The following is a 12,158-nucleotide window of genomic DNA, read 5'->3' on the forward strand; positions in this document are numbered from 1 at the left end:
ATGAAATAAAGCACCTTACGAAAACTTAAAACAGTAAAACCATTCTGTGCGTCACTTCTCTTCCTGCCCCTGAGAGTCAGTCTTATCGTTCCAATATGAAACTTCATTCCGTTATTGATGTTTCATTATGGAACGTTTTCGCTACCCATTTTCAGCTTGTTTTTTGCGCTTATAGTGGTTCCAGTTTCATCAAATTGACCCTAAAAATTATTCATTAGCACGTTATCTCTTACGCTACAGGAGCAAGGTATGCTGAAAGTCATTCAATCTCCGTCTAAATATATTCAAGGTGCCAATGCACTACAGTCCATTGGCGAATTTTCTAAGTTACTGGCTAATAACTATTTTATCATCGCTGATGATTTTGTGATGAAGTTAACGGCTGATACCGTAGGCTCAAGTCTGCAAGCCAGTGGGCTGGAAAGTCATTTCAGCCGCTTCAACGGCGAATGTTCTCGTCAGGAGATCGAGCGCCTGACCGTGGAGCTGAAAAAACACCATTGTAATGGGGTGGTGGGTATTGGTGGCGGCAAAACCCTCGATACAGCCAAAGCAATTGCTCACTATCAACACATCCCCGTGGTGGTGGTTCCGACGATTGCCTCGACTGATGCACCAACCAGCGCACTGTCAGTGATTTATACCGAACAGGGCGAATTTGCCGAATATCTGATTTACCCGAAAAACCCAGATATCGTGCTGATGGATACTGCCATTATTGCTAAAGCACCGGTGCGTTTACTGATTGCCGGTATGGGTGATGCGCTCTCAACTTATTTTGAAGCACAAGCCTGTTTTGATGCTAAAGCCATCAGCATGGCGGGTGGCGCATCAACTTTGGCGGCGGTCACTTTGGCGCGTTTATGCTACGAAACCTTGCTGGCAGAGGGTTATAAAGCCAAGCTGGCAGTAGAAGCCGGTGTGGTCACCGAAGCAGTTGAACGCATCATTGAAGCCAATACTTATCTAAGTGGTATTGGTTTTGAAAGTAGTGGTTTGGCGGCGGCTCATGCCATCCACAACGGCTTTACAGTTTTGGAAGAGTGCCATCACTTGTACCACGGTGAGAAGGTGGCCTTCGGCACCTTGACGCAATTAGTGTTACAAAACAGCAGCATGGAAGAGATTGAAACGGTGCTCTCATTCTGCCAGCAATTAGGTTTACCAATTACATTGGCAGAAATGGGTGTCTCGCAGGATATCGAACGTAAAATTCGCGCGGTAGCCGAGGCCAGTTGCGCGGAAGGTGAAACCATCCACAACATGCCATTCACCGTCACGCCAGACAGTGTTTATGCTGCAATTATTGTGGCTGACAGTTTAGGGCAGGCTTTCCTTAACTAATCTCGATAACAGACAAGCTGAGTGATAGATAAACTAACTGACTGAGCTTGCCGGTGCCCCTCATCATCGGCAGCTCTATTTCCCGGCATTCCCGTTCGCGGAGCATAAAATGAAAAAATTAATTAACAGCGTTGAGAGTGTATTACAGGAACAAATTCAGGGGCTAGTTGAGGCCCATCCTGAGCTGGTATTGCATCAGGAACCGCTTTTTATCACTCGGATAGATGCTCCAGTGCAAGGCAAAGTGGCATTAATGTCTGGTGGCGGCAGTGGTCACGAGCCAATGCATTGCGGCTTTATCGGAGCAGGTATGCTGGACGGTGCTTGTCCCGGCGAGATTTTTACGTCACCAACCCCAGATCAAATGTATGAATGCGGCCAAGCCATTGATGGCGGGCAAGGGGTGCTGATGCTAATTAAGAATTACACCGGTGACATTCTTAATTTTGAAACGGCCGCAGAATTACTGCATGCCGATGGCACGGCTGTTGCAACCTTAGTCATTGACGATGATGTTGCCGTCAAAGATAGCCTATATACCGCCGGGCGGCGTGGGGTGGCGAATACCGTCATTATCGAAAAATTGCTGGGTGCCGCTGCGGCTCGGGGCGATTCACTGGATGAATGCGTCGCATTGGGCCAAAAAATTAATAATCAGGGGCATTCTATCGGCATCGCGTTGGGCGCTTGTACTGTGCCTGCGGCGGGCAAACCGTCATTTGTGCTGGCGGAAAATGAGATGGAGTTTGGCGTGGGGATTCATGGTGAACCGGGCATCGAACGCCGTCCATTTACCTCGTTGAATGACACTGTCGATGCGATGTTCCAGACTCTGATTGAGCACGGTAGCTATCAGCGCACTTTACGCCATTGGGACCGACAAGCAGGAGATTGGCGCGAAACGCGCCAAGCTAAGCAACCACTGGCAAAAGGCGATCGAGTGATTGTGCTGGTCAATAATTTGGGGGCGACGCCTCTGTCGGAGCTTTATGGTGTTTGGCACCGCCTGGCAGTCTGCTGCGCCGAGTTTGGTTTAACCATTGAACGCAAATTAATTGGCTCCTATTGCACCTCGCTGGATATGCAAGGCATGTCTATTACGATGCTAAAAGTGGATGATGAGCTGTTGTCGCTGTGGGATGCGCCAGTCAACACTCCGGCATTACGCTGGGGTTGCTAATACGCTGAATTTTTCAAATTACAGGTGTATTGGCGGCTGTTGCTGACCCGACTCACTGATTTTTGTCAGTTTATTGCGGTAGGCTGATTTACCGTCTTCCTGTCGTTTGAAATCTATTGGGTATGAATGAATTGGCTGTAACACAATAGATTACTTATAAAAAATAATGTGCCTGGAGAAAACCATGGGACTTACCAAACAACAAATTGTCAGTTGGTTACAACTCTGCGCTGAGGTTTTCAGCGAACAACGCGATTTTCTGACGCAGTTGGATACCGAAATCGGCGATGGCGACCACGGCCTGAATATGAATCGCGGTTTTAATAAAGTGGTCGAGAAATTACCTTCATTTGCGGATAAAGACATCGGCTTCATCCTGAAAAATACCGGCATGACCCTGCTTTCAAGTGTTGGGGGGGCCAGCGGTCCTTTATTCGGCACATTCTTTATTCGTGCGGCGCAGAGCACCAATGCTAAGCAGAGCCTGGATTTACCCGCAGTTTGTCAGATGTTTAAAGATGGTGTTGAGGGCGTGGTGATGCGCGGCAAAGCGGAACCGGGCGATAAAACCATGTGTGATGTGTGGTGGGCGGTTGTCGCGCAGCTTGAACAAGCTAATCAACAGGGCGTTGCGCTGGTGGATGCTTTACAGCAAACCGTCGAACGCGCCCAACAGGCACTGGCTGCGACTATCACTATGCAAGCCCGCAAAGGCCGCGCCAGTTATCTTGGCGAGCGCAGCATTGGCCATCAAGACCCAGGAGCGACATCCGCGATGTTGATGATGCAAGCTCTATGGCAGGTTGCCAGCCGCTAATACGGCTGAACCGACAAGATTATCAGGAGGAAAGATGGTCAATCTGGTGGTAGTTTCTCATAGCGCGCTGCTGGCTCAGGGTGTGGCCGAACTGGCTCAGCAGATGGCACAAGGGGGTTGCCAGTTGGCGGTAGCCGCCGGTGTAGACGACCTGGATCATCCTATCGGTACGGATGCTATTAAAGTGATGGAAGCCATTGAGTCGGTTTATTCCCCATCAGGCGTACTGGTGTTGATGGATTTAGGCAGCGCTTTGCTTAGCGCCGAAACTGCGCTGGAGTTGCTGGATCCAGAAATGGCGCAAAACGTACAACTCAGTGCCGCGCCGCTGGTCGAAGGGACTCTGGCGGCGGTGGTGGCGGCATCCTCGGGGGCGTCACTGGCTGAGGTCAGTGCTGAGGCGATGGGGGCCATGGCGGCTAAAGCAGCTCAGCTAGGGGTTAGCACTGCAACCCCAGCACCCCATGATGCTGAGGCCGCTAAAGTTGCGCCAGATGCACAGAGTGTCAGTTGGGTGGTGCGCAACCCTAACGGGCTGCATGTCCGGCCGGCGGCCAAATTGGTTGAAGTTTTGGCACCTTTTGCGGCCGATTTAATGCTGGAAAAAAATGGTCAGTGCGTCAATCCGCGCAGCTTGAATCAGTTAGCGATTCTGCAAGTACGTAAGGGCGATACTATTCGCCTGCTAGCCAGTGGCGTGCAAGCTGGTGAGGCGCTGGATGCCTTTATGCAACTGGCTCATCAGCATTTTGGCGAATCAGTCACAACCACCAGTGACAGTGGATTTACTGGCGTAATGGTGCCACGCGGAGCTATTAGTGCTCCGGTATTACAGTGGTTGCCTGCGGTCCCGGTTTTTTTACCGCAAACCATTCACACCGAGCAAATTGCAAGTCAGCAACAGCGGCTACATCAGGCTCTGGCGCAAACTATGGCTGATTTACAGCAATTGGCACAGCAGGCAGAACAGCAAATTAGCGCTGAGGCGGCGGCTATTTTCAATGCACATGCAATGCTGATCGATGATGAAGAGCTACATCTGGCGATGGATAAACGGATAGAGCAGCAGCTGGTTGGAGCCGAATCCGCATTACAAGATGAGCTGATGGCTATGGTGGCGGATTATCAGGCACTGGATGATGATTACTTGCGTGTCCGGGAGCTGGATATTCGCGATCTTCTTAATCGTACATTAGGCCATTTGACAGGGTTGCCTCCTGTCCCGCTGTCAGTCAGCAGTGAGATTTTATTATTAGCTGAAGAATTATTCCCTTCACAGATGGTTGGACTGAGTCATCAGCAAGTAAAAGGCATCTGTTTAAGCAAAGGGCATATTATGTCTCACAGTGCCATTTTGGCGAAAGAGTTGGATATTCCGATGCTAGTGGGGGCTGTTGGTTGTCTTGAGGCCAGCCGTAATGGGCAAAAAGCGCTATTAGATACCGCAATCGGTGTTGTTAAACTTCAGTAAAATTCATGGAAATAGCAGCCTAACGCAGGGCTGCTATTTGCGGAACTAAATAACCCAATGGCGTCAAAATTTGGTTTTTCCAGTTATATTGTTCTTTGATTAATGTGGCGCTGGCTTGCCTGATCTTATCTATTTCAAATGGGGTTAACTGGCACACTTGATGTATGACCTGCGCTAAATTGGCGGCATCCCCCGGATTATGCCGGAATCCATTAATACCATGCTCAACTTGCTCACTGAAACCACCTGAGTCGGCAACAACTAATAGTGCTCCCTGCTTTCTAGCCAACCAGCGTGACTCCATAGGAATCAATCCATTCGGCTCATTCTCAGCTGAAAGAACACATACCCGCGTATTACGCCATTGAATCAGGCATGCCATCAGTTCGCTATCAAACGAATGTACGATTGAGGATGGTATGTCGAGCAGGTCAGCTAATGCCGATAATTCCGGTAAAATAGGTTCACTCATAATGACGGGATGGATTTCGCCATTCAGATAACTGCTAGCCTTAAGTAATAAGTCATGGCGTTTATAGCGCACTCCTCTTCCGAGCGTGATGGCCAGAGGATATTCCAGTGGTATTCCATGAGATGACAATGTGCGACTGATCTCGTGATCACTGCGTATTCGGAACCAAGGGTCATTGATATCGATTCCCGCAGGAACCGGTATCAATGTTTGTGGGGCCGCTCCGTATTGTGCCACTAAATGGTTGGCGAGAAAGTGGCTGATATGACCAATTTTAATAGTCGAATCATTCTTAGCCCAGTGGATGGGTAATGATTCAGCCATAAGACGTTCTGGATTAGGTAAAGGCATTTCATGATTAAATGCAGTGCCATGAGAAATATAAACAATCTTTAAATTAACCCCTTCAAGAGCGGCGTGTAAGCTAGCAATTAAAGGGGTAAACGCGAATGACGGCTCATGACAGAATACTAAGGTAATATCATAGTTATCACTGATATCGATGACCTTTGCGGCCGCTGCAGCAGAGGATATTTTCCAATTTTGTAAGTCGCCAAGAAAAGTATCACCATATGGCCATAAACATCCCGCTCCTTTACCCAGAGTCATGTTTGGCACAGTGGAAAAGGTTCCCCGCATATGATGAATTTTATGTATATAACGAGCACGGCTGATCTTATCGAAGAATTCACTGTATTTACTGCATGCAATTTCAATAAAGTGGGGTTCTAATTGAATGTTGTTATTAGATAAAAATTTAATCACTTCGGGTAAAACCTGAATTTGGCCTCTTATATAAGAGCCCACGCCACCGACAAAAATTTGAATGCCTTCGGTGGCTAAATGAATAATACCAATTTTTAGGCTGTTCCTACGGTGGTACTTAACTTTACGTCTTGGCATAAAAACCTCGGTATTAACCAGAAAGTAAAATGATTATTGACTCAGATTATTACCTGTCATTTCTTAGAGATCTTATAGTTATTGATGAATAAGTAGTCTAAACCACAATTCAAAAATAAATGAATTGCATCAGCGGGTGTTTCCACTATTGGCATTCCTTTCGTATTCAACGACGTATTCAGTAATATAGGTATGCTGGTTTTCTCAAAGAAAGCAGTAATTAATGTATGGAATCTCTTATTGAGGTGTTGTTTGACGGTTTGAACCCGAGCACTGCCATCGACATGAACAATTGAAGGAAGGTCAGCCCGGTATTGTTCTTTTACATAAGCAATAAAGAGCATGTAATCACTGTCATGAGTTAGATTGAAATAGTCATGTGCTTCTTCATGTAAAACCGCGGGTGCAAATGGGCGAAAATCTTCCCGGAACTTAACATTAATATTAATGTGATCTTTCATCTGGGGGTTACGAGGGTCAGCAAGAATGCTTCTATTGCCTAAAGCTCGTGGCCCAAATTCAGATTCTCCCTGAAACCAGGCAATAACGTGACCTGCCGCAATAGATTCTGCTGCCATGGTTTCAATATCATCATGATGGCTGTACTCAATCTTATCCTCATGCTTTTCAAGTTCTGTTAGTACGCTAATATCATTATAATTTTTACCAAAGAATGTGGAGCCACAATGTCGAACTCGTTCTTTTTTAAGAACTTCCAGCCAGCCATAATAACAACAGCCAATAGAAAGCCCATTGTCGCCTGCCGCAGGCTGAATATAGAGGTGCTCAAACTCGCAACTATTAATGAGTTTCTCGTTAGCTGTTGCATTTAAGGCTACACCGCCCGCGTAAGCAAAATTCTTCATAGGATGAAGTTGGTAGTAATAGCTAAATAGATAGAATAGGGCTTCCTCAAGCTTGGTTTGTGCCCAGCAAGCCAGATCTGCATAGTATTGGAAGTTATCGCGAAAATGTGTCGGACGGCTATTCAGTAGTGGGTCGATATTTACCCACCAGTCATTACGTAATATCACTTTACCTGAATTGAAATAGAATGGTTGCCAGTCAATAATATTAGGCCTGCCATAGGGCGCTAGCCCCATTAATTTACCGGCACAATCAAGCTCACCAAAAATATACAGCGCAATTCCTTCATAAAATTCGCCAATAGAGTTTTCTATTTCCCATGTTGCTGCGGGGTATTCTTTCCTATTTTTACGATTAACCCAGCGGGAAAAATCTTTAAATATCGGTGTCATCCGGCCATTTTGATAAACGTAATAACTGCATGTCTCCCAGTAGCGATAGCGATTATTGATGTGGATATTGTTGGTGCCATGGATGTTTTCACTCAGATCATTACAGTTATCCAAGCTGCCGCCATGCCCATCAATAACCACCACCCCCATATCATCAAAGGGTGATGTTCCTATTGCACTATAGGCATGTGCTAAATGATGAGAGAGTGTTACCACAGGAATCATGGGTGGCAATGTTCTATTCTTTCGATACTCTAATTGCTCACTAAATAATGGGCTATGCGAGTTTTGCTCGACGACCAGAGTGAGATCATTGTACTTAATACCTGCCGCATCTAAACAATACTGAATAGTCGTATGATCATTAAATCCATCATGCTTTATTCTTGATACTCTTTCTTTTTCTACAGCGAATATAATCTCTCCATCTTTCATTAAACACGTTGAACCATCATGAGAGAGTGCTGTGCCAAGAATATAAATAGGTTTTTGCATAATTAATATCCTTATTAATTTAGACTAAACTCAATTGAGTAGGTATGCGAGTCGGCGTGACAGCGCGAGTGTTGTTAGTGATGGATTAGCCGCGCCTGGCCGTGGGAAGGTACTCGGACCAACAGCAAATAGATTACTTATATGAGTAAACTCTTGGTTTTCGTCTAATATCTCACCCAGCGGCAGAGTACTGCTTTCGTGGTTTTCAGTACCAAGAGGACTGATCCATGTGATCGGTACATTATAATTGACTATCCTTGATGAAGATCGAAACTGATTATGTACATCTCCCATGGTGCGGGCATGTGCAGTAAATTTAGTTTCAAAGGGCAAAGGTTCAAAAAGAATGTTGGTATCATTACAAATTTCGCACCAAAATATATTTAACTCATCTTTTTCTTTTTGTATTAATGTGTCTTCGGCATTACCTAAATCGCAAGAGATAGATAATGGCATGGTTTTATTGTCGACTTCTGTGCTGATACAGCCATGAGCCGAAGGGATTTGTTCCCCCATGGTCCATACTTCTAATTCAATACCAAAATCTGATGTGCTAATAGTAAAAAATAAATTAAATCGCTCACCACAGAGGCTGGGGCTAAAGAAGATAGCGTCGGGTTTCGCTTCAATGAGCTCTCTAAACTTACTGGGGATTTTATCTCGTTCAAAAGTTACATTAAATCCCTGCACAATATGGTCAACCAGGCCGGTTAATTTTTTTGCTATCAAATGCCCAGTATCGTGGAGTACTTGAGTGGCTAAACGTGAGTTTTCAATAGTACCTAGGGCAAGAACGCATTTATCAGCCCACACATGATGTATCTCATTAGTGCCCATATTTTTAAGTTTGGCACCAACGCATTTGCCATTCCTGATAATAAGCGCGATAGCTTCATATCCAGAAATAATGAGAGGGGGCATCCTCATTTGATTATTCTGTTTCCAGTAAGATAAAGGGGAGTAGGCTTCCCAGCGGCCCGATGAACCAATCATTCTGGTGACTTGAGGTGTGATCTTAAATTCGAAATTAGCAAATTTAAAAGAATAGTCAGTTTCATGGCTCTTTCCTGCCCATGCCAACATTTCAGCCTGCACCCGAGTATAAAGTGCCGGACCTCCTAACCAACTTTCGGTGAGATCACGGACAACGTTGGTGGGCCAGTATTTAAGAATGCTTGTTTCTATTGGCAGGATCACACCATGCCAATAAAGTGAGCGGCCACCCACCCTGCGGCGCAGGCAGGTTCCTTTCGAAAAATGAGGCTCACTTAATGAACGCCATGAGCGATAGGCATATTGATCGGCACTTTCATTTTTCCAAAATTCATCGGCGCGCAGGTAATCTTCTCCTGCATTAATATGATTGAAATCGTTAGCAGGACCGGCTTCAATAACAACAATATCTTCAACGTCTCTATTATTTAAATGCTTAGCTAACTCCAAACCTGACATTCCGCCCCCTAATATAAGAACATTAATTTTGGCGGGGATATCGGGCGCTGTTTTTTGTATACAAGAATATCTGATATTCATTCTATATCCTCTAATGGAAAATATTTAATTTAAAAAGATATTATTTAAAATTTTAATCATATCATCCGTGTTGCAGTCGATGTGTAAACTCCTCCCAGGGTTCCTGAGGAAATTTAGATTGAACAAGTCGTTTATTGCTGGCTAATCGGATTTTTATCTCTGCTTCTCCTGATGCATGCATTCGTATCCATTCAAATAGCTGCTGGGCCGCTTCTATAGGACAATCTGGAACCACTTTTATATGGTGATATTCTGATCCATAAAACTCGGTGAAAGCGGAATACTCTGTTACTGCACACGGAACTCCTGCAATAGCCGCCAGAGCTGGCCCTAAACCGACACTTTCCACATTTTCTACGTTTGGGGTAAATAAAACTGCACCGGATAATGTATGGCAGATAATGAGCAAGTCAATTTCATCTAAATACCATTTATTATTTTTATTCTTATATGTCTGAAGTGGGACTTCATCCAAAAATATGATGTCCTCATTAAGGCCCAGTAAGTCAACCTGTTCTTTTAGATAATAGGCATATTCGGGATCTTCATTCACATTACCAAATATAAGTAGTTTGGGGAGGGCTAAGTTATGCTCTTTATAAATAATTAATAACGAATTAAATACACTGATTGATATCTCGATACCTTTGACTCTAAATATCCTGACCGGAACTATAATAATAGATGAATTTGTAGAGATATTATGTTGCTTTAAAAAATTAATATGAATGTTACTAAAATTTGAAACATCTACATCAGGTAATATATTCGGGATCACATCTGCCGTCAGTTTTGTTGGATAATTCTTGCTTTCATTGGCGAGTGCCTCTGACGCGACTATCCATTTAGTGTAGATATTATCCTGTGGTATTGGTGTTAAAATATTTGGGATTTCAGGGTACAATCTTTCCGCTTGTTCATAGATAGCATAGCTACTAAAGAGGTCGTGATCCCAGAAAATGACACCACCATAGCCTTTTCCATCCCAGTATTTTCTGGCTGCATTATGGATGGCCAAATTGACCGGCACAGCATCCGAGAGTGTCATGTTTAAACAGAACAGCCAATCAATGGCATTGTCTTCAAGCCAGTGAGTGAAATAATTTTGGTAGCACTCAGACATTGAATCGATCTCTTTTTTAATCACGTTGATTTCTATTTTACTTAAGGTGTCATATTTTGCTACTTTACTTCTGATATTAATAAATTGGGCATTGAAATTTTCACTGTATGTTGAGTATTGGTGAATTGAATTTACTTTCATCCATGTTGGATAATGTGAATCTTGGCTACCATAAGGGAAAAAATTGACTTTATCTGGTCGCCATGAAAAGCCTAAATCTGTCGGTATCTGATCAAAGATAATATTTTTTCTCATGGCTATTTCAACCACGTTTCTGAATATGGTTAGTAGGCCACTGGTAGGGAGACCATCTCCTGATATAAGAGCCCACTTCATTTTCTTCATTATATATCTCCTAAGGTCCATTATTTAATTTAATCAATTTTGATGATAATATATTTGTCAGCATTAGCATTACTAGGCAACTGATAAATATGGCTAAAAATGAAATTCTTAAAGATGTTTTATCTGCTAGCATACCTATTAATGGCGGTGCGACTAGCAGGCCAACTCGTGACATCCAAGTGGCGAAGGTGATCCCACTGGTTGCATTTATATTTGGTAGTTGGCCAATAAATGATATTGCTAACGGAAATACTACCGATATCCCTAAGCCAATTAACGAAAATCCCAGTATGGTAGAAACAAATGAGTTGATAGCTATGATTAACATTACACCTAGAGCTGATAATGTAATCCCACATTTTAGAATGGTTATTCTGCCAAATCTATTAGTAAAATAATCACCAAAAATACGGCCAACAACCATTAATATTTGACATGCAAGATACGGTAAACCTGAAACGGCAGATGAAACATCATATGAGTCCTTCATGTATATTGCTCCCCAGATACTTGCTGTTTCTTCTATTGCACATGTAAATACAAGTATAATTAAAGCGAGAGTAAATAGTTGTTTTTCTAGTCTTTTTATATCTTGCTGTGTATTTCTCTGTGGAATAAATTTATTATCTATCTTTGTACTGCGGAAATATATTATATAAATAATAAGCATGATTAAATTAATAGATAATACAGCAAGACTAAATTTTTCCATTGAAAGACCAAAACCAATAGCGGATACCGCGATGAGCCCTCCCCATATAGTTCCAATACTGCCTGCACCATGGAGGCGATTGATCAAACTTCGCCCATATAGCTTTTGTATATTGATGGCCTGTACATTGATGCAGGTATCACCCCAGGAGTCAAAAATACCGAATAGAAAAAGTAATAATACAATGGCATACCATGATGACGAAAATGAAACTATTGATGTGCTAATAATTAAGCATAGAAAACTAATGCTAGTCGCCCAATATAATCCGATAAAATTAATAAATCTTTTAGAAAGTAATCCAAAAGTAATTGATCCAGCAGGTATTGCTGATACCATTACGCCAACCATATAATTATTAAGATTAAACTTTTCCTTTATGTCTGGAATCCATGGAACCAAACTGGCATATACAACCCCATGAATAAAAAATAGTATTGCTAAAGTAAGGCTTTTTTTTCTTTGTGTTTTTATCGTCATTATGATTTTTTCGTTATTTTTATA

9 protein-coding genes are annotated in these 12,158 nt (G+C 43.3%); 4 read left to right on the forward strand and 5 right to left on the reverse strand.

Annotated features, from left to right (window positions below):
• Window positions 1–249 precede the first annotated feature (249 nt).
• From FTA96_RS12535 to dhaM, 4 genes are all read left to right on the forward strand, one after another.
• Window positions 250–1,344 carry a glycerol dehydrogenase gene (locus tag FTA96_RS12535; protein WP_050109551.1) on the forward strand — a complete coding sequence of 365 codons (1,095 nt, stop codon included), beginning with the start codon at window positions 250–252 and terminating at the stop codon, window positions 1,342–1,344.
• 109 nt (window positions 1,345–1,453) lie between these two features.
• Window positions 1,454–2,524 carry a dihydroxyacetone kinase subunit DhaK gene (gene dhaK, locus FTA96_RS12540; protein WP_050150402.1) on the forward strand — a complete coding sequence of 357 codons (1,071 nt, stop codon included), beginning with the start codon at window positions 1,454–1,456 and terminating at the stop codon, window positions 2,522–2,524.
• Window positions 2,525–2,708: 184 nt separating this feature from the next.
• Window positions 2,709–3,341, forward strand: a complete 633-nt coding sequence (dhaL, locus tag FTA96_RS12545; protein ID WP_050109549.1) for a dihydroxyacetone kinase subunit DhaL — start codon at window positions 2,709–2,711, stop codon at window positions 3,339–3,341.
• Between the two features lie 34 nt (window positions 3,342–3,375).
• Complete coding sequence (gene dhaM, locus FTA96_RS12550) at window positions 3,376–4,812, forward strand: dihydroxyacetone kinase phosphoryl donor subunit DhaM (RefSeq protein WP_050133307.1); 1,437 nt, start codon at window positions 3,376–3,378, stop codon at window positions 4,810–4,812.
• Window positions 4,813–4,831: 19 nt separating this feature from the next.
• On the opposite strand, the gene FTA96_RS12555 is transcribed toward dhaM, so the two are convergent.
• From FTA96_RS12555 to FTA96_RS12575, 5 genes are all read right to left on the reverse strand, one after another.
• Complete coding sequence (locus FTA96_RS12555) at window positions 4,832–6,187, reverse strand: glycosyltransferase family 4 protein (protein ID WP_145573919.1); 1,356 nt, start codon at window positions 6,185–6,187, stop codon at window positions 4,832–4,834.
• Window positions 6,188–6,243: 56 nt separating this feature from the next.
• Window positions 6,244–7,941 carry a carbamoyltransferase family protein gene (locus FTA96_RS12560; protein ID WP_145573921.1) on the reverse strand — a complete coding sequence of 566 codons (1,698 nt, stop codon included), beginning with the start codon at window positions 7,939–7,941 and terminating at the stop codon, window positions 6,244–6,246.
• 30 nt (window positions 7,942–7,971) lie between these two features.
• Window positions 7,972–9,474, reverse strand: a complete 1,503-nt coding sequence (locus FTA96_RS12565) for a GMC oxidoreductase (RefSeq protein WP_050121647.1) — start codon at window positions 9,472–9,474, stop codon at window positions 7,972–7,974.
• A gap of 61 nt (window positions 9,475–9,535) precedes the next feature.
• Window positions 9,536–10,942, reverse strand: a complete 1,407-nt coding sequence (locus FTA96_RS12570; protein WP_145573923.1) for a glycosyltransferase family protein — start codon at window positions 10,940–10,942, stop codon at window positions 9,536–9,538.
• 10 nt (window positions 10,943–10,952) lie between these two features.
• Window positions 10,953–12,134 (reverse strand): MFS transporter, encoded by a 1,182-nt coding sequence (locus tag FTA96_RS12575; protein WP_050109543.1) that lies wholly within the window; start codon window positions 12,132–12,134, stop codon window positions 10,953–10,955.
• Window positions 12,135–12,158 lie beyond the last annotated feature (24 nt).

Source organism: Yersinia alsatica (assembly GCF_902170305.1).
Taxonomy (GTDB): domain Bacteria; phylum Pseudomonadota; class Gammaproteobacteria; order Enterobacterales; family Enterobacteriaceae; genus Yersinia; species Yersinia alsatica.

Bases quoted from the DNA above. Each gene is read 5' to 3' on its own strand.
- FTA96_RS12560 (WP_145573921.1), bottom strand. From the start codon at position 7,941: ATGCAAAAACCTATTTATATTCTTGGCACAGCACTCTCTCATGATGGT.
- FTA96_RS12575 (WP_050109543.1), bottom strand. From the start codon at position 12,134: ATGACGATAAAAACACAAAGAAAAAAAAGCCTTACTTTAGCAATACTA.
- FTA96_RS12535 (WP_050109551.1), top strand. From the start codon at position 250: ATGCTGAAAGTCATTCAATCTCCGTCTAAATATATTCAAGGTGCCAAT.
- FTA96_RS12555 (WP_145573919.1), bottom strand. From the start codon at position 6,187: ATGCCAAGACGTAAAGTTAAGTACCACCGTAGGAACAGCCTAAAAATT.
- dhaM (WP_050133307.1), top strand. From the start codon at position 3,376: ATGGTCAATCTGGTGGTAGTTTCTCATAGCGCGCTGCTGGCTCAGGGT.
- dhaK (WP_050150402.1), top strand. From the start codon at position 1,454: ATGAAAAAATTAATTAACAGCGTTGAGAGTGTATTACAGGAACAAATT.
- FTA96_RS12570 (WP_145573923.1), bottom strand. From the start codon at position 10,942: ATGAAGAAAATGAAGTGGGCTCTTATATCAGGAGATGGTCTCCCTACC.
- FTA96_RS12565 (WP_050121647.1), bottom strand. From the start codon at position 9,474: ATGAATATCAGATATTCTTGTATACAAAAAACAGCGCCCGATATCCCC.
- dhaL (WP_050109549.1), top strand. From the start codon at position 2,709: ATGGGACTTACCAAACAACAAATTGTCAGTTGGTTACAACTCTGCGCT.